Raw genomic sequence first — 22636 nt, 5'->3', positions numbered from 1 at the left:
TTTGGGTGGGGGTACCTCCGGGCCCGGTAGGGGGTTACTCGGGAGCACCCTATCACCCGGCGGGGGGGGGGCGCGTGTGGGGGCCCCCCCCCGCCCGTTCTGTGTGTGTTCAGTCCCTCGCCGTGAGCCTTCTCTCGCTTGGTGCAAATGGCCCCAAAAGGCTTTCTATCGGTCCTTCGGCCCGGGGGTGCGGCCTGTGCGCCGTGTATGTTCCGGGGCCGAGAGCCATGGAAGGGACCAATCCGGTGAACAAGAAGCTCGCGGCCGCACTGTCCGGCGGTGCGGTACTGGTACTGGCGCTGTCGGGATGCGGCGGCAGCAGCGACGACACGGACGCCAAGCTGGACTCCTGGGCCAAGCAGGTCTGCCTCGCGGTGCAGCCGCAGGCGAAGAAGATCGAGGCCGCCAACACGGCGATCCAGAAGGAGACCTCCGACAACAGCACCCCGGAGCAGGTCCGGCAGACCGACTCGCAGGCCTTCCAGGACATGTCCGACGCCTACAAGGCGATCGGGGCCGCCGTGAACAGCGCCGGGGCCCCGGACGTCGACAGCGGCGCGACGAAGCAGCAGAACGCCGTCAAGGAGCTCAACGACATCTCCGCGTCGTACGCCGCCCTGAAGAAGCAGGTCGACGGGCTCGACGTCAAGGACCAGGCGAAGTTCGCGGACGGCCTCAAGGGCATCGCGACCTCGCTGGACAAGCTCAGCTCCAGCGGGAACGACGCCCTGAAGACCCTCGAAGAGGGCGATGTCGGCAAGGCGATGACCAAGCAGGAGGCCTGCAAGTCGGCGTCCGCGTCGGCCTCGTCCGGGACCGCCTGACCTCGCCCGGCGAAACGCGCCTCCTGTAGGCAGCGATCTTTCAGTGACTGAAAGATGCCCCGGTACGTGTGCGTGCCGGGGCCTTCGCACGCGCGGGCACGTTGTCGGCCGGAGCGGCCACAATGGGGGCGTGAGTAACTCCACCCTGCCCACGCTGCCCGCAACCGACCGCCCGGAGGTCGCCGCCCGCCTCCGGGACGCCCTGCTCGGCGCCTCCTTCACCGCCGACGGACTGCTCGACCTGCTCGGCGCCCCCGCGTACGCGGCGCTGGCCCGCAGCGAGACCGTGCCGGCCCTCCGCGCGACCCGGGGCGACACCCCGCTGGAGACCCTGGTCCGCCTGTTCCTGCTCCAGCAGCCCGTCCCGCACGCACGCGTGCGGGACGTTCTCCCCGTCGCCGAGTGCGTGGAGAGCGGCTGGCTGGCGTCCGTGGGCGGTGACGAGGTCGCCGCGACCGTGGACGTACGGCCCTTCGGCGGGCCCGGCGGCGAGGACTGGTTCATCGTGTCCGACCTGGGGTGCGCGGTCGGCGGGGCCGGAGGCATCGGCAGCCGGGAGGAAGGCGTCGTCCTCGGGGTGGGCGGCGCGTCCACGACCCTCGCCGGCATCACCGTACGGACGCCGGTGGCCGCCGCGCTCGACCTCGGCACCGGTTCCGGCATCCAGGCGCTGCACGCGGCACAGCACGCCACGCGCGTGACGGCCACCGACGTCAACCCGCGCGCCCTGCACATCACCGCGCTCACCCTGGCGCTCTCCGGCGCACCGGCCGCCGACCTCCGCGAGGGCTCCCTCTTCGGCCCGGTCCGCGACGACGAGACGTACGACCTGATCGTGTCGAACCCGCCCTTCGTGATCTCGCCCGGCGCCCGGCTCACCTACCGCGACGGCGGGATGGGCGGGGACGATCTGTGCCGGTCGCTCGTTCAGCAGGCGGGGGACCGGCTGCGCAAGGGCGGATTCGCGCAGTTCCTCGCCAACTGGCAGCACGTGGAGGGGGAGGACTGGCAGGACCGGCTCAGGTCGTGGGTGCCGCGCGGGTGCGACGCCTGGATCGTGCAGCGCGAGGTCCAGGACGTCACGCAGTACGCCGAGTTGTGGCTCAGGGACGCCGGCGACCACCGGGGCGACCCGGCCGCGTACGAGGCGCTCTACGACGCGTGGCTCGACGAGTTCGAGGCGCGCAAGGTCAAGGCCGTGGGCTTCGGCTGGATCACGCTGCGCAGGACGGGTTCCGACGCGCCCTCGATCACCGTCGAGGAGTGGCCGCACTCGGTCGAGCAGCCGCTCGGCGACACCGTGCGCGCGCACTTCGAGCGCGTCGACCAGCTGCGCGCCCTCGACGACGCGGCCCTGCTCGCCGCCCACTTCAGGCTCGCCGACGAGGTCATCCAGGAACAGGTCGGGCTGCCCGGCGCCGAGGACCCCGAGCACGTCGTGCTGCGCCAGCATCGCGGTATGCGCCGGGCGACCAAGGTGGACACGGTCGGCGCGGGCTTCGCCGGCGTCTGCGACGGCAGTCTGAGCGCGGGCCGCATCCTGGACGCGATCGCCCAACTCGTGGGCGAGGACCCGGTGCTGCTCCGCGACCGGACGCCCGCGCAGATCCGGCTGTTGGTGGAGCACGGGTTCCTGGAGCTCGTCGACTGACCGGCCGCGGCGGCCGGTTCGCCAAATTTCCCGCCTCGCGCCGCGCCAGCGCCCGTCACGCCTGAGGCGTGCCCGCACCACTGGGCCGCCTGTGTTCACGCCCGGCGAGATTGGTGGGATTGGTACGGAAAGGCCCTCTTGTCAGTGGCGGGTGCGAGGCTACCTTCGGAGACAGGTTCCACGCGTCCTCGGGGGAGGCGCGCCGTCTCGGGGGAGGCGTGATGGCCGGGGATACGCCGGAGCAGGGTGAGGGCAGGATCGTCAACGGGCGCTACCGCCTGCTGCGCACGCTCGGCGCGGGCGGCATGGGCCGCGTATGGCTCGCGTACGACGAGGAGTTGGCCTGCGAGGTCGCCATCAAGGAGATCTCGCTGCCGGACGTCCCCAGGGACGCGAGCGAGCCCGCGCACCGCATCGCGCGGGCCCGCAGCGAGGCCCGCCACGCCGCCCGGCTGCGCGGCCACCCGCATGTGGCGACGGTGCACGACGTGGTGATCCACGAGGGCCTGCCGTGGATCGTCATGGAGTACGTCCCCGACGGCGTCGACCTCCAGGCGGTCGTCCGCCGCTCCGGGCCGCTGCCGCCCGCGCAGGTCGCCCGCATCGGGCTCGCCGTCCTCGACGCGCTCACCGCCGGGCACCGCATCGGCATCCTGCACCGGGACGTGAAACCGGCCAACATCCTTCTGGCACCGAACGCTTCGGGCGATCCCTACGCGCGCGTGCTGCTCACCGACTACGGCATCGCGCTCCAGCCCGAGTCCCGCGAACCCCGCCTCACCGCCACCGCCGGCATCCTCGGCACCCCCGGCTACCTCGCCCCCGAGCGGGCCCGCGGTGAGCCGCCCACTCCGGCCGCCGACCTGTTCTCGCTGGGCGCCACGCTGTACGCCGCCGTCGAGGGCCGCGGCCCCTTCGACCGCCAAGGCGACTACGCGACCCTCACCGCCCTGCTCGGCGAGGAGCCCACGCCCGCCGTCCGCGCGGGCGAACTGGCGCCCGTACTGCAGGGGTTGCTGGTCAAGGACCCGGTCCTGAGGTCGACACCGGAGACGGCGGCACACGGTCTGGAGCGGGTCGCGCTGTCGGCCGGTCCGATCCCGGGACACACACCGGTGCCGGAGGGCTTCGGCCCGGCACCGGTCGGCTGGTCCACCCCCGAACGACCGCCGGACAACGCCGACTTCGGGCCTCCGGGCCAGGTCCCCGCCGGACCTCAGGGCCAAGTCCAGGGCGGGCCGCCCGGATACGCCATGGGCGGCGGTCCCTACGGCCCCGGAACGCCGAGTGGCCCCGGAGCCACCCACCAGAGCCCCGCGCCGTACGGTGACCGGCCCGCGGCCGCCCTCGGGGGCTACACGCCCGCGGGCCGGCCCACTCCGGGAACCCCGAACACCCCGCAGACGCCCGGCGCACCGCCCACCCCCAACACGCCGAACACCCCGGGTGGCCCCGCGTCGCCGTACGCCCCGCAGGGGCAGGCCGGTTCGGGCGGGGCGTACGGCCAGTGGAATCCGTACGCGAACAGCCCCACGATGTCCTACCAGGGCGCCTATCCGGGTGCCCGGCAGGAGCCCTACCAGGGCGGCGCGGTTCCGCCGCCGTACGCGGGCGGCCAGGGGCCGACGTACCCCGGCGGCCCGGGAGTTGTCGGCGGCGGGCCACCCGGTGGGGGCCGGCGGCGGAAGCCGGTCGCCGCGATCGTCGCCCTCGTGGTGGCCGTCGCGCTGGTGATCGCCGGCGGGGTGTGGGCGGTGACCACGCTGACCGGCGGCAAGGACACGGCGGCGACGAAGAAGGCGTCCCCGTCCGTGTCGGCCTCGGCGACCGGCTCCGAGTATCCGTACGGCCAGGAGGTCGGGCTCAAGAAGGCGCTGCAGACCGGCGATTGCGTGCACGCGGTGTGGACCGGGACGGCGTTCCGGTCGCGGCCCAACCTGGGAGTTGTGAGCTGCGCGCACGACGTGCCGGACGGTCAGGTGATGGCGGTCGACACGGCGAGCGACTTCGCCGACGCCCGCGACCACGGCGCCGAGCGGTGCGCGGGCAAGGCGAAGGCGGCGGCCGACTCCCTGGCCGACGCGGACGTCTACGCTCTGACGCCGACTCAGGCGGGCTTCGGGGCGGCCGGGGGCGGTACGGCGTGTCTCGTACTCGGCCGGCATGTGCCGATCGGCGGTGAGATAGGACGCTTCAGGGACACCGGGTCGAACGTGTGGACCACCGAGATGAGCGTCGGCGACTGCTGGCTCTACGTCGACCACAAGACGTACTTCACCGCGACCCTGGCCGACTGCGCCGATGAGCACACCGACCAGGTGATCGGTTTCGTGACGGCTCCCAGGACGATGGCGTTCGAGGAGGCGCTGCAACAGGGGAACAAGCTGTGCGGCAACAAGTTCGAGTCGACTTGGGCACCCGGAAGCGACCGCTCCGTCTACGGGTATCTGTCCGACGAGAACAACTGGAAGGCGGGATTCAACTCGGTCGTGTGCACGGTGGGCCAGACGGATCACTCCCGGACGACCGGGGCGATATCGTCCTCGGGCACCGCCGCCTGAGGGTCGTGCGCCGCGAGTTCACCGGGGGTTGGCCCGCCCGTCGCCCGCGGGTGCCAGCCTCCCGGACCGGGGTATCCGGGTCGGGAGGGGACACATATGGAGAGCGGGCCGGCGATCTTCGCGGGGTTGGTGTTCGCCCTGTTCGGAAGCGCGCTGCTGCTGTGGACCGCGGTCAGGGTGCGGCACCGCGAACCCGTCGCCCAGGGTGTGAACCAGGTCGCATCGGCGACCCTCGCGGGAGTCGTCGCGATCACCTCGCTCCTCCTCGGAACCTGGTGCTTCCTGCACGTCTGAGCACCGCGACCTGGCTGGCGCGCGGGTAACCGGGGGATCACCCTCCGGATCGCCCCGAAGAGGCCAGTGGGGACTCCGGGCGGCAGGAATGGCGGTAGTCGGGTTACCGTTCGAGTGGCCGTTGCGGGCTTTTCCCGTTTGACACGGGGGCGGGATGTACCGTCACACTCCGCAGCGTCACCATGACCCGACCCCGGGACCAAGCGGCCCCGCTTGCCCCAGGGGAGGCCCCAGCGTCGACCGGAGAGAAGAGCGAAGTTGTCCCCGACCAGCGAGACCGCACACGGCGGCCGCCGACTCGTCATTGTCGAGTCCCCTGCCAAGGCGAAGACGATCAAGGGCTACCTCGGCCCCGGATATGTCGTCGAGGCGAGCGTCGGGCACATCCGTGACCTCCCCAACGGCGCCGCCGAGGTGCCCGAGAAGTACACCGGCGAGGTGCGCCGCCTCGGTGTGGACGTCGACCACGACTTCGCGCCGATCTATGTGGTCAACGCCGACAAGCGGGCCCAGGTCAAGAAGCTCAAGGACCTCCTCAAGGACTCCGACGAACTCTTCCTCGCCACCGATGAGGACCGCGAGGGCGAGGCCATCGCGTGGCACCTCCTCGAGGTCCTGAAGCCCAAGGTCCCGGTCAAGCGCATGGTGTTCCACGAGATCACCAAGGACGCGATCCGCGCCGCCGTGGCCAACCCGCGCGACCTGAACCAGCCGCTGGTCGACGCCCAGGAGACCCGCCGTATCCTCGACCGCCTCTACGGCTACGAGGTCTCGCCGGTCCTGTGGAAGAAGGTCATGCCGCGCCTGTCGGCCGGCCGTGTCCAGTCCGTCGCGACCCGGCTCGTGGTCGAGCGGGAACGCGAGCGCATCGCTTTCCGTTCCGCCGAGTACTGGGACCTGACGGGCACCTTCGCGACCGGCCGGGCAGGTGACGCGAGCGACCCGTCGTCCCTGGTCGCCCGCCTCCAGGCCGTCGACGGCAGGCGGGTCGCACAGGGTCGCGACTTCGACTCACTGGGACAGATCAAGAGCGAGAACACCCTCCACCTCGACGAGGAGAACGCCCGCGCCCTCGCCGCCGCCCTGGAGAACACCGACTTCGCCGTCCGCTCCGTCGAGTCGAAGCCGTACCGACGCTCGCCGTACGCCCCGTTCCGTACGACGACGCTCCAGCAGGAGGCCAGCCGCAAGCTCGGCTTCGGCGCCAAGGCCACCATGCAGGTCGCGCAGAAGCTGTACGAGAACGGCTACATCACCTACATGCGTACGGACTCCACGACCCTGAGCGAGACGGCCGTCAGCGCCGCCCGCGCCCAGGTGACGCAGCTGTACGGCGCCGACTACCTGCCGGCCCAGCCGCGCGTGTACGCCGGGAAGGTCAAGAACGCCCAGGAGGCGCACGAGGCGATCCGCCCCTCGGGTGATCGTTTCCGCACCCCGGCCGAGACCGGTCTGACCGGCGACCAGTTCAAGCTCTACGAGCTGATCTGGAAGCGGACCGTCGCCTCCCAGATGAAGGACGCGGTCGGCAACTCCGTGACCGTGAAGATCGCGGGCACCTCCTCCGACGGCCGGGACGCCGAGTTCAGCGCCTCCGGCAAGACCATCACCTTCCACGGCTTCCTGAAGGCCTACGTCGAGGGCGCCGACGACCCGAACGCCGAGCTGGACGACCGCGAGCGCCGGCTGCCCCAGGTCGCCGAGGGCGACGCCCTGTCCGCCGAGGAGATCACGGTCGACGGGCACGCCACCAAGCCCCCGGCCCGCTACACCGAGGCCAGCCTCGTCAAGGAACTCGAAGAGCGCGAGATCGGCCGCCCGTCGACGTACGCGTCGATCATCGGCACGATCCTCGACCGCGGCTACGTCTTCAAGAAGGGCACGGCCCTGGTGCCGTCCTTCCTGTCCTTCGCCGTCGTCAACCTCCTGGAGAAGCACTTCGGGCGGCTCGTCGACTACAGCTTCACCGCCAAGATGGAGGACGACCTCGACCGCATCGCCAGCGGCGAGGCACAGGCCGTGCCGTGGCTGCGCCGCTTCTACTTCGGCGAGGGCGAGGCGACCGGCGCCGCCGAGGCGGGCAACGGCGACGGCGACCACCTGGGCGGCCTCAAGGAGCTCGTCACCGACCTGGGCGCGATCGACGCCCGCGAGGTGTCGTCCTTCCCGGTCGGCAACGACATCATGCTCCGGGTGGGCCGCTACGGCCCCTACGTGGAGCGCGGCGAGAAGGACTCCGAGAACCACCAGCGCGCCGACGTCCCCGAGGACCTGGCGCCGGACGAGCTGAGCGTCGAGCACGCCGAGGAACTGCTCGCCAAGCCGAGCGGCGACTTCGAGCTGGGCGCCGACCCCGAGTCGGGCCACCAGATCATCGCCCGCGACGGCCGCTACGGCCCGTACGTCACCGAGGTACTCCCCGAGGGCACCCCGAAGACCGGCAAGAACGCCGTCAAGCCGCGTACGGCCTCGCTGTTCAAGTCGATGTCCCTCGACACGGTGACGCTGGCCGACGCCCTCAAACTGATGTCGCTGCCCCGGGTCGTCGGCAAGGACGCCGAGGGCGTGGAGATCACCGCGCAGAACGGGCGCTACGGGCCGTACCTGAAGAAGGGCACGGACTCCCGCTCGCTGCAGACCGAGGACCAGCTCTTCACGATCACCCTCGACGAGGCGCTGGAGATCTACTCCCAGCCCAAGCAGCGCGGCCGGGCCGCCGCCAAGCCGCCGCTGAAGGAACTGGGCACCGACCCGGTCAGCGAGAAGCCCGTCGTCGTCAAGGACGGCCGCTTCGGGCCGTACGTCACCGACGGCGAGACCAACGCGACCCTGCGCTCCGGCGACAGCGTCGAGGAGATCAGCCCGGAGCGCGGCTACGAGCTGCTCGCCGAGAAGCGGGCCAAGTCGCCCGCCAAGAAGACGGCGAAGAAGGCCCCGGCGAAGAAGACGGCGGCCAAGAAGGCGCCCGCGAAGAAGACGACGACCGCCAAGAAGGCCGTCGCGAAGACGACGGCGGCCGCCAAGAAGACGACCACGGCCGCGAAGACGGCGACGGCCAAGAAGACGGCCACCTCCAAGGTGACGTCCGAGGACTGACGAGCCGTTTCCTGCGGTCCGGGGCGTACACGCTTCCTGCACCGCAAGGTCTCGGAACGCACGCCCCGGCATCACTTTGGTGTCGGGGTGTGCGCAGGTCCGGGCGGGCGCGGCTTGTTGTCGGTGGCTGCCGATAGGCTGAAAGCATGACGCCAGCCGAGCAGCCAACGGCCCACCAGCCGGCCCCCGACGACGCCCTTGTCGCGGACTCCCGCGAGCGTGCCGTCCGCGCCCTGCTGCGCCAGCCGCAGCTCAAGCGGTTGTGGAGCGCGCAGCTCGTGACAGGTGTCGGTGACACCCTCGCCCTGCTGGTCCTGGTCGTGCTCGCCCTCCAATCGGCGATCGCCCAGGGCTCGTTCGGCGGCGGCTATCGGGGCGTGGCGTTCGCGGTGGCGGCCGTCTTCGGGGCGCGCATCCTGGCGACACTGCTCTTCGGGGCGGTGCTCCTCGGCCCGCTCACCTCGCTGACCTCGCAGGACGGCCCCCTCGACCGGCGCTGGACCATGGTCGGCGCGGACGGTGTGCGCGCCGCGCTCCTGATCGTCGCCCCGCTGTGGATCGACTGGACTCCGGACAACGCACTGGCCGTGCTCCTGGTGACCGCCTTCGTCGTCGGAGTCGCCGAGCGCTTCTGGACGGTGTGCCGCGAGAGCGCGGCCCCCGCCCTGCTGCCGGCCCCGCCTCTGGAGGGCGCCACGGTCCGGCCCCTGCCCGACCACATGGACGCGCTACGACGGCTGTCGCTGCGCACGAGCTTTGTGGCGATCCCGCTCGCCGCCGCGACCCTCGTCGTGGCCGCGCTGCTCAACAACCTGCTGGGCACGGGCGTCGCCTGGTTCGCCCAGCACCAGGCGGCTCTCGGTTCGTACGTCGCCGCCGGACTGTTCGCCGCGTCCCTCTCCGTGCTGACCGCCCTGGAAGTACCCGGTACCCGCACCCCGCGCGCGCGGTCGCCGCTCGAAGGACTGCGCCGCCCCAGGACGGGCAACGGCATCGACAAGGGCCGTACCGGCGCGATCGCGCTGCTCGTGGTCGCCTGCGCGGCCGTCGCCGCCGCGATCTCCGCCGCCGTCGCCGTGTCCGTGCTCCAGGCCAAGGACCTGCACGGCGGCCCGGTGACCTTCGGGCTGCTCGTCCTGGGACTGACCGGCGGCGTCGTGCTCGGTATCCGTACGGCGCCCGCCCTGCTGCCGACGCTGTCCCGGCGCCGCCTGCTGACGCTCGCGATCGCCTTCACCGGCATCGCGCTGCTCGCCGCCGGCCTGGTCCCGGACGTCACCACCGTGCTCCTGATCGTCGCCCTGGCCGGCATCGGCGCGGGCGTGGCCGCCAACACCGGGCACACCCTCCTCGACCAGGAGGCCGAGGACTACCGCAGGGCCCGCACCACCGAGCACCTGCACGCGGTCGTACGGGTCTCCGTGGCCCTCGGCGCGCTGATCGCCCCCCTGGTGGCGGCGCTGATCGGCCCGCACCGCCTGGAGAACGGCAAGTTCGTGTTCGCGCACGGCGGTGCCGCGTTCACGCTGATGCTGGTCGGCGCACTGCTGCTGCCCGTTGCCGCGCTGGTGCTGGCCAAGGTCGACGACCGCTCCGGAGTACCGCTGCGGCACGACCTGCGGGACGCGCTGCTCGGCGGCGACGACCCCGACACCGTGCCCGCGAGCACCGGCTTCTTCATCGCCCTGGAGGGCGGCGACGGCGCCGGGAAGTCCACCCAGGCCGAGGCCCTCGCCGATTGGATAAGGGGCAAGGGACACGAGGTCGTACTGACCCGCGAGCCCGGGGCGACCCCGGTCGGCAAGCGCCTGCGGTCGATCCTCCTCGACGTGTCGTCGGCGGGACTGTCCCACCGCGCGGAGGCCCTGCTGTACGCGGCGGACCGCGCGGAGCACGTCGACACCGTCGTACGGCCCGCCCTGGAGCGCGGCGCGGTCGTCATCTCCGACCGCTACATCGACTCGTCCGTCGCCTACCAAGGTGCCGGCCGGGACCTCTCCCCGACCGAGATCGCCCGCATCAACCGGTGGGCCACCGACGGACTCGTCCCGCACATGACCGTCCTGCTGGACGTCGACCCGGAGACCGCCCGCGAGCGGTTCACCGAGGCGCCGGACCGGCTGGAGTCGGAGCCCGCCGAGTTCCACGCGCGCGTGCGGTCCGGTTTCCTCACGCTGGCCGCCGCCGACCCCGCCCGCTACCTGGTGGTCGACGCCGGCCAGGAGCCCGAGGCCGTCACCACCGTGATCAGGCACCGCCTCGACACCGTCCTGCCGCTCTCCGAGGCCGAGATCAAGGCCCAGGAGGAGGCGCGCAAGGCCGCCGAGGAGGAGGCCCGCCGCAAGGCCGAGGAAGAGGCCGCCCGCAAGGCCGAGGAGGAGCGCCTGGAGCGCGAGCGCCAGGAGCGGCTGGCCCAGCTGCGCGCCGAGGAGGAGGAGCGCAAGCGGCGCGAGCTGGAGGAGGCCCAGCGCCGCGAGGCCGAACGCCAGGCAGAAGAGGCCCGCCAGCGCGCCGAGGACGCGCGCAGGCGTGCCGAGGAGGAGAAGGCCCGCCTCCTCGCCGAGGAAGAGGCCCGCGCCGCAGAGGAGGCCCGCCGCAGGGCCGAGGCCGACCGTCTGCGCAAGCAGGCCGAGGAGGAGGCCCGGCTGCGCGCCGAGGCCGAGGAACGCCGCCGCGAGAAGCAGCGCAAGGCCGAGGCGGCACTGCTCGCGGCCGAGGAGGCACGCCGCTTGGCGGCGGAAGCGGCGGCAGCGGCAGAGGTGGCCGTACGGCAGCCGACGGCTCCGGCGGTTCCCGCCGCTCCGGAGGTCAGGTCCGAGGCGTCGACCGTGCAGACGCCGTTGGTGAAGGCGCCGGGTGCGAGCGCGGGTACAGGTGGGCGGTCGGCGGACGACACGGCTGTGCTGCGGCCGGTGGACTCCGGTTCCGCTTCCGGTTCCCGTGACGAGACGGCCGTACTGCGGTCGGTGTCCGCGGACTCCGAGGCGCGCGACTCCGAGGCGACGGCGGAGCTGCCGCAGCCGCCCGCTCCCGAGGGGGCCGCGGACGAGACGGCGGTGCTGCCGCCGGTTTCCGCCGCGGAGGAGACGGCCGTACTGCCGCCCGTGCCGTCCGGTGCCGCAGACGAGACGGCCGTGCTGCCGCCGGTCCGTGCCGCGGACGAGACCGCGGTGCTGCCGCCGGTGCGCGGCGACGATCCGTCGGACCGGGTGCCCGAGGGCTTCTTCCGCGACGAGCGTCCGGCAGGCCGGCCCGACCGGACCGAGGACCGCACCCGCGAACTGCCCCAGGTCGACGAGCAGGGCGCTCCCCGACGCCGACCGCGTCCCGACTGGGCCGAGGAGACTCCGCTGGACGACCTCCCCTCACTGGCCGACGAACTGCTCGGCCCGCACGAGGCCGGCGACTTCGACCAGGACGACGACACAGGTCGCGGGCGGGGCCGCGGCCGGGGGCGCAGGGGCTGACGGAGGTGAGGCGGTGGGCGGCTCGGTACCGCCGCCCCCGGCTCTCGTCGACTGCCCCCGGCCCTCGTTGTCAGTGGTGGCCCGCACAATGGATCGCGTAACCCGAAGCGTGACGAAAGGGCCGGTGACCCATGACCGTGTGGGATGACCTGGTGGGTCAGGAGAAGGTGAGCGAGCAGCTCGACGCCGCCGCTCGGGACGCCGACGCCTTCGTCACCGCGGCGACCAACGGCACGGCCCCGCCGGAGGCGTCGAAGATGACCCACGCCTGGCTGTTCACGGGCCCGCCGGGCGCGGGACGCAACCAGGCGGCGCGGGCCTTCGCCGCCGCGCTCCAGTGTGTGAGCCCCGACCGCGCGCTCGGCGGCAGCCCCGGCTGCGGCTTCTGCGACGGCTGTCATACGGCGCTGATCGGCACCCACGCCGACGTCACCACCGTGGCTGCCGTGGGCACCCAGATCCTCGCCGACGACATGCGGGACACGGTCCGCAAGTCCTTCACCTCGCCGGCGACGGGCCGCTGGCAGATCATCCTCGTCGAGGACGCCGAGCGGCTGAACGAGAAGTCGGCCAACGCCGTCCTCAAGGCCGTGGAGGAACCCGCCCCCCGCACGGTCTGGCTCCTCTGCGCCCCCTCGATCGAGGACGTCCTGCCCACGATCCGCTCCCGCTGCCGCCACCTGAACCTGACGACGCCCTCGGTGGACGCCGTGGCCGACATGCTCGTACGCCGGGAAGGCATCGAACCCGCCGTGGCCGCGGCCGCCGCGCGCGCCACCCAGGGACATGTCGACCGGGCCCGCCGCCTCGCCACGGACCCGGCCGCGCGCGAGCGCCGGGCCACCGTGCTGAAGCTGCCGCTGCGCGTCGAGGACGTCGGCGGTTGCCTGAAGGCCGCGCAGGAGCTGGTCGACGCCGCCGCGGAGGACGCCAAGCAGCTGGCCGAGGAGGTGGACGGCAAGGAGACCGAGGAGATGAAAGCGGCGATGGGCGGCGGCCAGGGCAGCCGGATGCCCCGGGGCACGGCGGGCGTGATGAAGGACCTGGAGGACAAGCAGAAGCGCCGGAGAACACGCACGCAGCGCGACAGCCTCGACCTCGCGCTGACCGACCTCACCGCGTTCTACCGTGACGTCCTCGCCCTCCAGCTCGGCTCACGGGTGGCGATCGCCAACGCGGACGCCGAGGACGCCCTGGAGCGGCTGGCCCGCGCCGGTTCCCCGGAGTCCACGCTGCGCCGTATCGACGCGATCGGCGCGTGCAGAGAGGCGCTCGACCGGAATGTGGCACCGCTGCTCGCGGTGGAGGCGATGACCTTGGCGCTCAGAGCGGGCTGATCTTTCGGGCATGAGGTTGAGCGTGAGGTTGACGACGTAACTCGTCCGAGGTGGATTGCGTACACAGGGCGTTCGGTCGGTTGCTCAACGTTACGATCGTCTGATGCACATCAGGCGCTCCCTCCGCCAACCCAGTCGGCCCGGTCGGGCCCGCCGAAGCCGTCGGACCGGCGGCACGCTGCTCGCCGTGGCCGCGCTCCTCATGTCCGCGTGTTCCGCGTGCTCCTCGGGGAGTTCGACGACAGCGGCCAGTCCGGCCGCGGCCGTGGTGCTGGCCGCGCTGCCGCAGTCGACGCCGTCCACGCTCGCGCGGTACTACGGGCAGAAGCTCAGCTGGCGCACCTGCGGTGTCCCCGGCTTCGAATGCGCCACGATGAAGGCGCCGCTCGACTACGCCAAGCCCACCGCCGGAGACATCAGGCTCGCGGTCGCCCGCAAGAAGGCCACGGGCAAGGGCAAACCGCTCGGTTCGCTGATGGTCAACCCGGGCGGGCCGGGCGGCTCGGCGGTCGGCTATCTCCAGCAGTACGCCGGGATCGGCTATCCGGCCACAGTCCGCGCCCGCTACGACATGGTCGCGATGGACCCCCGGGGCGTCGCCCGCAGCGAGCCCGTCGAGTGCCTCGACGGCCGGGCCATGGACACGTTCACCCAGACCGACACCACCCCCGACGACAAGCAGGAGACCACCCGGCTCGTCGACGAGTACAAGAAGTTCGCGGAGGGCTGCGGTGCCCACTCGCCCGACGTACTGCGCCATGTCTCCACGGTCGAGGCGGCCCGCGACATGGACATCCTGCGGGCGGTGCTCGGGGACCGGAAACTGACGTATGTGGGGGCGTCGTACGGGACGTTCCTCGGGGCGACGTACGCCGGGCTGTTCCCCGACCGGGTCGGCCGCGTCGTCCTGGACGGCGCGATGGACCCCTCCCTCCCCGCGCGCCGGATGAACCTCGACCAGACGGCGGGCTTCGAGACGGCGTTCCAGTCCTTCGCGAAGGACTGCGTACGGCAGCCGGACTGCCCGCTCGGCGGCAGGGGCACGACACCCGCCAAGGTCGGGACGAACCTCAAGGCCTTCTTCCGCAAGCTCGACGCGCACCCGATCCCCACCGGCGACGTGGACGGCCGCAAGCTCGGCGAGGCGCTCGCCACCACCGGCGTGATCGCCGCGATGTACGACGAGGCGGCCTGGCCGCAGCTGCGCGAGGCGCTGACGTCGGCGATGAAGGAGAACGACGGCGCGGGCCTGCTCGTCCTCTCCGACAGCTACTACGAGCGTGACGCCGACAGCCGCTACTCGAACCTGATGTTCGCCAACGCCGCCGTGAACTGCCTGGACCTGCCGGCCGCGTTCTCGACCACCGACCAGGTCGAGAAGGCGCTCCCCGCGTTCGAGAAGGCGTCCCCCGTCTTCGGCGACGGCCTCGCCTGGGCCTCCCTGAACTGCGCGTACTGGCCCGTGAAGCCGACGGGCGAACCCCACCGCATCGAGGCGAAGGGCGCCGCCCCGATCGTGGTCGTCGGCACGACCCGCGACCCGGCGACCCCGTACCGCTGGGCCCAGTCCCTGTCCCGCCAGCTCTCCTCGGCCCGCCTCCTCACGTACGTCGGCGACGGCCACACCGCGTACGGCCGCGGCAGCACGTGCATCGACTCCGCGATCGACGCATATCTGCTCCGCGGGACCCCGCCGGCGAAGGGAAAGCGCTGCTCGTAGCGTCTGCGCGGCTGGGGGCGGGGGTGCGGCCAGGGGGTGTACGGAGCACCCCCGAAAACTGTGTAGACTTTCCGACGTTGCTGATCGCACCATGGTGCGGACAGCGCGCCGCCTTAGCTCAGATGGCCAGAGCAACGCACTCGTAATGCGTAGGTCTCGGGTTCGAATCCCGAAGGCGGCTCTGTGGAAGCCTCAGGACTCACTCGCCGTGACCTGGGGCTTTTGCTTTTGGTGGATGCGGTGGGGGCGCTGAGCGCGGGCCGCGCGGCGGTCGGCGGTCTCAGTTCTGGTCTCAGTCGCGGGTTCTGGCGCCGGTTCGGACGCGGGCATGAGGTGGTCGCCCATGCGGCGCATCGCGTCCTTTGAGAGGTGCGACCGCCCCTTCACATATCGCCGGGTCTGGCTGATCTGGGTGTGCCGCAGGATCTCCATGATCGTGGGCATGTCCACCCCGAGTTCGTTGAGGATCGTGCCGGCCGTGTGGCGGCTTCCGTCGTAGAGGCGGCGGTCGATGGGGCGGCCGTCGGGTCGGGTGAACACGGTGTGGTGCTCTTGCCGGAGTTCGCCGGCCGCCTCCCGTAGTTCGTCCTGCTGTGTTTTGTGCGCGAGCAGGTGGGGAGTGAAGGCGGGCGGGATCGGTACGGGGTTCGTGCTCTTCTTGGTCTTGGGACGGGTGAAGACCAGCCCACCGCCCTTGCGGTCGGGGCAGATGCTCGCGTGCTTGACGCACGTCGCCGTGCACGGCTTCGGGCAGCCGCGCTTGTGGTTCCTGTGCGTGGCGCAGTCGGGCGGGCAGGGCTCGAAGCGGTGCAGGCGCTCCCCGCAGGCGTGAGCGTCCGCGCACCCGTGACGCCAAGTGAGGCGTTGTAGCTGCCACTTGGGGTGGAACAGCTCGGCCTTGAGGTCGACGTACGGCCAGCGCAGGCCCAGGGTCTCGCCCTGTCGGAGCCCCGTGCCGACGCCGACGATCCAGCATATGAACGTGGGCCGCTTGGCTGCCGCTTCCAGGAACGCCTTGATCTCTTCCTGGGTGAACGGGTTCGTCTCGGTCTCGTCGATCGAGGGCGGGTCGACCAGGGTGACGACGTTCTCGCCGGCCCTCCGGCGGCGGTGGGCGATTTTCAGAGCGCGGGAGAGGATGCGGCGCACCTTGACGATGTGGGACGGGGCATGACCGGCGCCGAGCATGGCCCGGTACATCCGTTCCAGGTGCTCCGATTGGAGCTTGTCGGGGCGGTGCTGTCCGACGCCGGGGACGATGTCGTTGCGGGTCTTGGACCAGTGGTCGTCAAGGGAGCGCGGCTTGAGTTTCGGGCTCGTGATGTCGGTCAGGTACGTGGTCATCCACTGTTCTACGGTCGGCTTGCGGCCGGCCTTCGGGGCGCGTTCCTTGTCCCGGAGTTTCTCCAAGTCGCGGACCTTGCGGCGTACTTCGGCTTCGGTCCTTGCCCTGCGGTGGTGTCGGTCGGGGCTTCCGTCGTCCTTGACGCCCATGGTGACGCGGCCGTGCCACCAGCCGTCGCTGCCCTTGTAGACGGATGACTCCATGTTCGGATTGCGGGGGCTCATGTGCTCCTCGGTGTTCCTTCGTGCGGCCCGCCGCGGCCAGTTGCCTCCGGCCGCATCGGCGATGGCGATCAGGGGTTCCCACACGTCCGCGGGCCGGTCGGTGATCCCGTCCGGCATCTCGGGGGACACGTCCGTGATCTGTTCTTGTACTGTCTCGGTCCACTTGGCGAGTCGGTCGCGGATCTGGTTGCCCTCCCGCACGTTGATGCGGGTGCGCCACTGCTCGGCGAACTCGTTGCGGGCCCGGCGGCGCATGCGGACGATGACGGACCGGGTCATGATCGTGTCGGGCAGCGAGCCGAGTCCGGCGACGGCCACGGCGCAGTCCGAGGGGAAGCCCTGTACTTGCTGGTCGGCGCCGTCCCCGACGCACCGGTACATCGGGCGTCCGCGCATGTGGCCGGCGTTGACGAACCCGCGGAGCTGTTCGTTCTCTCCGGCCTGAGGGCGGGTACCGGCAGCGTGCGGGGGTGCCACGGTGTCGGGGTCCGGCAGGTCCCCGGGCAGGAATTACCCGGGTGCATTTTTCTGCAAGCTCCCCCTGCATCAAGTTGCAGCGAAAGTCGTTGCGCGCTCACTGATTCCTCTGGAAATATTCACGACGTCAGAAGTCGACGCCAGAAGTTGCGATCCGGGGGGATGAATGGACTACTCGGTATTGGTGCCATTTCTGCCGCGCCGGACGGAACAGGTTCTTCCTTTCGCGGCGCTGGTGGAATGGACGGGAGCCGCCAGGCTCTGGCAGGGGCAGAGCCTGCTGATGGAGCCTTTCCAGACGTTCTCCGCTCTCGCCGGCTCCGGATTCCGGGTGCCGACCGGCCTCGGAGTCACCCTGATGCCGCTGCGGCATCCGTTCGAGGCCGCGCACAAGGTCAAGACCTTGGCGATGGCGACCGGTGAAGAGGTCGTGGCCGGCTTCGGGCCGGGTGCGAAGACGTTCCAGCAGAGCCTGCTCGGCGCTCCTTACCGAAGCCAGCTCACGGCGGTCCGTGAGTACATGACGGTGGTCCGAGGGCTGCTCAGCGGTGACCCGGTCGACTTCGACGGCGAGTACTACACCTGCCACGCGGGGATGGGCCCGGCGATGTCGCCGCCCGTGCACCTCGGGCTCGGGGTGCTGCGACCCGGCATGGCCCGCCTCGCGGGCGAGGTCGCGGACGTAGCGATCACCTGGCTCACGCCGGCGGCCTACGTCGACGGCGTCGTCCGCCCCGCGCTGCGGGAGGGGGCGAGCGCGGCGGGCCGGGCCGTGCCGAGGATCACGGCGATGGTGCCGGTGGCGCTGGAACGCCCCGACCGGGACGTCTCCGATTTCGTGCTGGCGAGCAATGCGGCGCATATGCAGGCGCCGCACTATATCGACATGCTAGGAAAGGCGGGCATCGATTTCACCGAGAGCGATTCGAAATCGGCCGCGCGGCTCATGGCGGAATCCGGGGCGTTCGTCTTCGGGAATCTAGACCAGATCGTGAAGCAGCTCGACGAGTATCGGGATGCCGGGGTCGATGAAATCGTGCTGAACCTCACGGGCGTGTGCCGACTCTACGGAGCGAGCGCTGCAATGGACGACTTGAAGCAGATTCTGGCCGCCGTGGGTGCGGACAGGAGGGACTCCGGTGAATGAGGAACTGATCGCGCGCGTGGGCCACCACCTGCGTTCCTGGGTCACCGGGCGCCCGCTGGCCGCTGAAGCACCGGGTACACCGGGTACCGCCGCCACCGTCGTCCTGGAGGACGCGGCCGGTCTGGACGCTGTGCTCGGCTCCGACGCCGTGGGACCGGGGACGCTCGTCCTCGTCCCGGAGGCTCCGGCGGTGCAGCAGGGTCGCGACGACCGGTCCGGCGCCACCGTCGTCGGCTACGAGGGCTCGCTGAGCGGCTCGGAAGGCGACGCGTCGGTCGACGACGTCCTCTTCCTCCAGATCCAGGACTACGGCGTCAGCCCGTACATGTCGCTGCTCGGCACGACGCTCGTGCGGATGTCCGGCGACACGGACTTCGACCTGTTCCTCGCGGACGCCGACGCCGCGCGGACGGAGGGCCGGTTCGCCGCGTTCGCGGTCAGCCCGGCCGTGCAGCTCGCGGACCTCTCCGCGCTCGGCGCCCTGGTCCCCGGTGACGGTCCGGGTACCAGGCTCTACGTGGGCCGGGACGGCGGCGTCTCGGTCTCGCCGCAGGGGCTGCGGCTGGGGACCGCCGGGGACTCGGCGGCCGTCCTGCGCACAGAGTGGGAGCGGCTGAACGCGGCGAGCGAGGTGCCCGGCGCGGTGCCGCTCGGCGCGGCCGTCCCGGAGGAGGTGCGCGGCCCGGCTGTACTCCAACGCCCTTGGCTCGCACGCTACTTGACGACGCTGGACGTGCTGCGCGACCTTCAGACGCGGGGGATCACGGAGCCCAGGGTTTCAGGGTTCGGCCACCGGCTCGTCCCCGAACTCGCCGAGGCCGAAGGCGCCTTGTACAGCGAGAGGGCTTTGAACGCCGACGACGCCGAGGCGCCGATCCTGTGCTGGACGCCGGAGCGGGCGTACGTCAGGGTCCCGGGCCTCGACCGGACCTTCCAACTCGGCCGCCGGGCGGCGGAGATCACGGAACTGCTGCTGGTCCTCGGCGCCGACGAAGCCGCGACGCGGCACGCGGACCGGGCCGAGGTCGAGCGGGTGCTCGCGTTCTTCGCCGACAAGGGAGTTCCCCTGGCACGTGTGCTGGAGGCGACCGCATGACGACGACCCGAACCGCGGCGGTCCCGGGCCTCGCCGGCGAGATCCTCGCCAGGTACGGCGACCGAGTCCGCGTGCACGACCTGTACGACGAGGCAGGCGCCTCCGTCTACCACGACCTCGCCGCCGCCGACACCACCGAGGTCAGGGAACTGACCCGGGCCGTCCGTGCCGTCCCCGGCCCGGTCCTCGAACTCGCCGCCGGTTCCGGCCGGTTGACACTCCCCCTGCTCGCGCTGGGCCGTGAGGTCACGGCCCTGGAGCTGAAGGAGAGCATGGTCGCCCTCCTCAGGGAGCGGCTCGCCGAGGCCCCGGCGGGGATCGGGGGGCGCTGCACCGTGGTCCAGGGAGACATGTCGGCCTTCGCGCTCGGCGGCGCCGGCTTCGCCGTCGTCGTCCTCGGTACGACGTCCGTCTCGCTGCTCGACGCCGACGGCAGGGCCGGGCTCTACGCGGCCGTCCGCGCCCACCTCCGGCCCGGCGGAAGGTTCCTGCTCTCCACGGTCGACGTGGACGGCGCCGACGGGGACGACCTCGACCTGGAGGCCGCGGGTGCCAGTGGCCGCCGTTACCGGATGATCGAGCACTGGCGGTCCGGCCAGGAGGTTCGCAAGGTCACCATCCTGCCCCCCGAGCGGGAGACACCGCAGGACGGACCGGTACCCGCGTTCACCACGGCCATCCGGGTCCTGCCCCCCGACGACCTCACCCGGGAGCTGGCGTCGGCGGGACTGCGCGTCGTCGCGCGGCACACCCTGCCCGCCGCCTCCCCCCGCCACACCGCTGTGCTGCTGGAAGCGGAGGCCGCCTGATGTCCACCGAACTCTGGCCCTCCCTGCTCGAACCCCGTCTGCAGGGAGCGGACGACCTGTGCGCCGTCTCGGCGGACGGCGTCCGCATCCGCTTCCTGGACGGCCGTGAACTGCTCTGCGGCACCAGCGGCCTGTGGAACGCGAACCTCGGCTTCGGCAACGAGGCCATCGCGGAAGCCTGCGCCGCCGCCCTGCGCGATGCCTCCTACCTGTCGGTGTTCCGCTACGAGAACGTCTACGCGAGGCGTGCGGCGCGGGCGCTGGTCGAGGCGGCGGGCGCGGACCACTACGGCCGGGTCGTCTTCTCGACCTCCGGAGGTGCCGCCAACGACCTCGTGATGAAGCTGGCCCGGCACTACCACGCCCTGCGAGGGGACGGTGCGCGCAAGCTCGTCGTGGGCCTGCGGGACAGTTATCACGGGCTGACGTTCGGCGGGTTCGCGCTCACCGGCGAGAACCTCGGCCAGTCCGTCTACGGCGTCGACCAGCGGCTCGTCCGTCATGTGTCCCCCAACTCCGTCGAGGAGATCGCCCAGTTGGCGGCCCAGCAGGGCAGCCGGATCGCGGCGGTCGTGGTGGAGCCGGTGCTCGGCAGCGGGGCGGTTCCCCTCACCCCGGAGTACGTTCATGGGCTGCTCGAACTCCGGGACCGGCACGGCTTCCTCCTCGTCGCCGACGAGGTCGCCACGGGCTTCGGCCGCACCGGCGACTTCTTCGCCTCCCAGCGCTGGCCGGCCCCGCCGGATCTGCTGATCACGTCGAAGGGCCTGACCAACGGCACCCACGCCGCGGCGGCCGTCCTGCTGCCGAGGGCGCTCGCCGAACCCTTCGACGCGGCCGGAGACGTGTTCGTCCACGGCGAGACCCAGGCCGGAACGCCCGTCACCTGCGCGGCGATCCTCGCCACCGTGGAGGAGATGCGCCGACTCGACGCGGTCGCCTCCGCGCGGCGCCTGTCGGCCGTGCTGGACGAACGGCTGGCGGACCTGGTCACCACCGAACCGCTGGTCTCGGGCACCACGGGCATCGGCTGCTTCCGGTCCATCCGGCTCAGCACGCCCGGCGGAGAGCCGCTGCCGCAGCAGGAGGTCCCGGAGGTCGTCGCCGCGATCCGCGAGGCCGGCGCGATCGTCCACCCCAGCGTCAACGGCGTGCAGATCCTTCCCGCGCTGGTCTACACCGACGACGAGGTCGCCGAACTCCTCGACTGCGTGCGGGCCGGGGTGGCCGCGCACGCCCGGCAGTCCGAGGCGGTCTGAGTGGACACGGTGTGGAACCTGAGCGGTCGACGCCCCACCCAGGTGGTGCACGGCATCGGCGGACTGGCCAAGTGGCTGCCCCAACAGAAGGGGCGGACGCTGACCCTGCTCGCGGACCCGGCCGTCGCCGAGTCGGAGACGGTGGACCGGATACTCGCCTGCGCGGCCTGGGCGGGACGGCCGGTGCAGCGGCTCGTGCCGGACGGCCCCGGCACGCTGGAGAGCGTGACGGCGCTGGCCGAGCGGCTGCGCGACAGCGAACTCGTCGTGGCCGTCGGCGGCGGGACCCTGCTCGACCAGACCAAGCTGGCCGTCCTGATGAGCTCGGCTCCCGTGGTCCGGGACCGGCTGGCGATGCGCGGCCGGAGCGGTCTTGTGCTGCTCCCGGCCGAGGCGGAGCCCGCGGTGCCCGTCGTCACCGTCCCGACGACCGTCGGCACCGGCAGCGAGCTGAGCGGCGGCGCCTGCCTCGCGGGACCGAGCGGCAAACGCCTGGTGCTGGGCAACGGGCTCCAGCCGGACGTGGCGGTGCTCGACCCGGTCGCCACCCGGACCCTGCCCGTGGAACTCCTCGCCGAGGGGGTCTTCGAGGTGTTCTTCCGGGTCGCCGGGATGTACGTGGGGGACCCGCGGGACCTCCCCTCGGAGGACGCCTTCACCCTGACGCTGATCGAGCGGCTGACCGTGCTCGGCGCCGAGCTGGCGTCCGTCCGGCGGGCCGGCGAAACCCCCGGCGACGCGCTGCGCCTGGAGATCGCCAAGCTCAGCGGCGTGAGCCACGGCCCGTGGTTCAACCAGGGCCGCGACCCCTGCGCCTGCAAGGGCTGGTACCTCGCCAACGAGCTGTCCACGGGCCTCGGCCTGCGCAAGATGACGGCCGCCGCCGCCGTGCTGCCACCCCTGTGGCGGCGCATCGCGGAGGGCGGCGTCCGCTGGGGGGCCGCACCCCGGCTGCACCGGCTCTGGCAGGCCGTCACCTCGGTCCACCTGCCGGCCCTCCCGGCCGACCCGGTCGAGGGGATCGAGTCCCTGCTGGACACCTGGCTGATCGAACGCGGCATCGACGCGAGCGCGGAGCGGACGGAGCTGATCGCCCGGTCCACGCTGCGCGCGTGGGGTGACGGACTGCCCACCTTGGGCGCGCTCACGCTCGCCGACATCCGGCGGGTGATGGACCAGGCCGTCCGTCAGCCGCCCACCACAGACTTGCGCCCGCCCACGCCCGCGGGCGGCCCGCCACACCCCCGGGGGGGGGGAACAACAATAACACCCTGTACACCAACCCCACCCCCCCCCAGGTGCGGGGGCGTGAGGAGCGGGGCCCCCAGC

Annotated in this window: 14 protein-coding genes and 1 tRNA gene; 14 read left to right on the top strand and 1 reads right to left on the bottom strand. The window is 71.9% G+C overall.

Going from position 1 to position 22636, the window contains the following annotated elements:
- Positions 1 to 227 precede the first annotated feature (227 nt).
- From ACFXC1_RS22455 to ACFXC1_RS22415, 9 genes are all read left to right on the top strand, one after another.
- Positions 228 to 824: a small secreted protein gene (locus ACFXC1_RS22455; RefSeq protein ID WP_381245162.1), complete on the top strand. Its 597-nt coding sequence runs from the start codon at positions 228 to 230 to the stop codon at positions 822 to 824.
- 130 nt (positions 825 to 954) lie between these two features.
- Complete coding sequence (locus ACFXC1_RS22450; RefSeq protein ID WP_381245160.1) at positions 955 to 2475, top strand: DUF7059 domain-containing protein; 1521 nt, start codon at positions 955 to 957, stop codon at positions 2473 to 2475.
- 221 nt (positions 2476 to 2696) lie between these two features.
- Positions 2697 to 5036: a serine/threonine-protein kinase gene (locus tag ACFXC1_RS22445; protein ID WP_381245158.1), complete on the top strand. Its 2340-nt coding sequence runs from the start codon at positions 2697 to 2699 to the stop codon at positions 5034 to 5036.
- A gap of 96 nt (positions 5037 to 5132) precedes the next feature.
- Positions 5133 to 5330 carry a hypothetical protein gene (locus ACFXC1_RS22440; RefSeq protein WP_381245157.1) on the top strand — a complete coding sequence of 66 codons (198 nt, stop codon included), beginning with the start codon at positions 5133 to 5135 and terminating at the stop codon, positions 5328 to 5330.
- A 258-nt stretch (positions 5331 to 5588) separates the two neighbouring features.
- On the top strand, positions 5589 to 8426 hold the full coding sequence (topA, locus tag ACFXC1_RS22435; protein ID WP_381245156.1) for a type I DNA topoisomerase: 2838 nt from the start codon (positions 5589 to 5591) through the stop codon (positions 8424 to 8426).
- Between the two features lie 146 nt (positions 8427 to 8572).
- Entirely contained in the window at positions 8573 to 11893 is a 3321-nt protein-coding gene (gene tmk / locus ACFXC1_RS22430; protein ID WP_381245154.1) for a dTMP kinase, read from the top strand.
- Positions 11894 to 12024: 131 nt separating this feature from the next.
- Complete coding sequence (locus ACFXC1_RS22425; protein WP_381245152.1) at positions 12025 to 13230, top strand: DNA polymerase III subunit delta'; 1206 nt, start codon at positions 12025 to 12027, stop codon at positions 13228 to 13230.
- Positions 13231 to 13333: 103 nt separating this feature from the next.
- Positions 13334 to 14950, top strand: a complete 1617-nt coding sequence (locus tag ACFXC1_RS22420; protein WP_381245151.1) for an alpha/beta hydrolase — start codon at positions 13334 to 13336, stop codon at positions 14948 to 14950.
- Positions 14951 to 15057: 107 nt separating this feature from the next.
- Positions 15058 to 15131 (top strand) — tRNA-Thr (locus ACFXC1_RS22415).
- Between the two features lie 11 nt (positions 15132 to 15142).
- On the opposite strand, the gene ACFXC1_RS22410 is transcribed toward ACFXC1_RS22415, so the two are convergent.
- A complete protein-coding gene (locus ACFXC1_RS22410; protein WP_381245534.1) occupies positions 15143 to 16774 on the bottom strand; it encodes a DUF3631 domain-containing protein in 1632 nt (543 codons plus the stop codon).
- Positions 16775 to 17162: 388 nt separating this feature from the next.
- Here ACFXC1_RS22410 and ACFXC1_RS22405 point away from each other — a divergent pair, with 388 nt between their 5' ends.
- The 5 genes from ACFXC1_RS22405 to mpaC form a co-directional block, all read left to right on the top strand.
- A complete protein-coding gene (locus ACFXC1_RS22405) occupies positions 17163 to 18143 on the top strand; it encodes an LLM class flavin-dependent oxidoreductase (protein ID WP_200712695.1) in 981 nt (326 codons plus the stop codon).
- Positions 18136 to 19239, top strand: a complete 1104-nt coding sequence (gene mpaB / locus ACFXC1_RS22400) for a daptide biosynthesis RiPP recognition protein (RefSeq protein WP_381245150.1) — start codon at positions 18136 to 18138, stop codon at positions 19237 to 19239. The genes ACFXC1_RS22405 and mpaB overlap by 8 nt, the downstream gene beginning before the upstream one ends.
- A complete protein-coding gene (gene mpaM / locus ACFXC1_RS22395; protein WP_381245148.1) occupies positions 19236 to 20048 on the top strand; it encodes a daptide-type RiPP biosynthesis methyltransferase in 813 nt (270 codons plus the stop codon). The genes mpaB and mpaM overlap by 4 nt, the downstream gene beginning before the upstream one ends.
- Positions 20048 to 21307 carry a daptide-type RiPP biosynthesis aminotransferase gene (gene mpaD, locus ACFXC1_RS22390; RefSeq protein WP_381245146.1) on the top strand — a complete coding sequence of 420 codons (1260 nt, stop codon included), beginning with the start codon at positions 20048 to 20050 and terminating at the stop codon, positions 21305 to 21307. The genes mpaM and mpaD overlap by 1 nt, the downstream gene beginning before the upstream one ends.
- Positions 21308 to 22636: daptide-type RiPP biosynthesis dehydogenase (gene mpaC / locus ACFXC1_RS22385; protein ID WP_381245144.1), on the top strand; the 1329-nt coding region annotated here is incomplete at its 3' end.

Source organism: Streptomyces hokutonensis (genome assembly GCF_042751305.1).
Taxonomy (GTDB): domain Bacteria; phylum Actinomycetota; class Actinomycetes; order Streptomycetales; family Streptomycetaceae; genus Streptomyces; species Streptomyces hokutonensis_A.
This window is presented reverse-complemented; position numbering and strand designations above follow the sequence as displayed.

Excerpts from the sequence above, each read along its gene's own strand:
- ACFXC1_RS22455 (WP_381245162.1), top strand. The coding sequence starts at position 228 with ATGGAAGGGACCAATCCGGTGAACAAGAAGCTCGCGGCCGCACTGTCC.
- ACFXC1_RS22445 (WP_381245158.1), top strand. The coding sequence starts at position 2,697 with ATGGCCGGGGATACGCCGGAGCAGGGTGAGGGCAGGATCGTCAACGGG.
- ACFXC1_RS22440 (WP_381245157.1), top strand. The coding sequence starts at position 5,133 with ATGGAGAGCGGGCCGGCGATCTTCGCGGGGTTGGTGTTCGCCCTGTTC.
- tmk (WP_381245154.1), top strand. The coding sequence starts at position 8,573 with ATGACGCCAGCCGAGCAGCCAACGGCCCACCAGCCGGCCCCCGACGAC.
- ACFXC1_RS22425 (WP_381245152.1), top strand. The coding sequence starts at position 12,025 with ATGACCGTGTGGGATGACCTGGTGGGTCAGGAGAAGGTGAGCGAGCAG.
- ACFXC1_RS22420 (WP_381245151.1), top strand. The coding sequence starts at position 13,334 with ATGCACATCAGGCGCTCCCTCCGCCAACCCAGTCGGCCCGGTCGGGCC.
- ACFXC1_RS22410 (WP_381245534.1), bottom strand. The coding sequence starts at position 16,774 with ATGCGCCGCCGGGCCCGCAACGAGTTCGCCGAGCAGTGGCGCACCCGC.
- ACFXC1_RS22405 (WP_200712695.1), top strand. The coding sequence starts at position 17,163 with ATGGACTACTCGGTATTGGTGCCATTTCTGCCGCGCCGGACGGAACAG.
- mpaM (WP_381245148.1), top strand. The coding sequence starts at position 19,236 with ATGACGACGACCCGAACCGCGGCGGTCCCGGGCCTCGCCGGCGAGATC.
- mpaD (WP_381245146.1), top strand. The coding sequence starts at position 20,048 with ATGTCCACCGAACTCTGGCCCTCCCTGCTCGAACCCCGTCTGCAGGGA.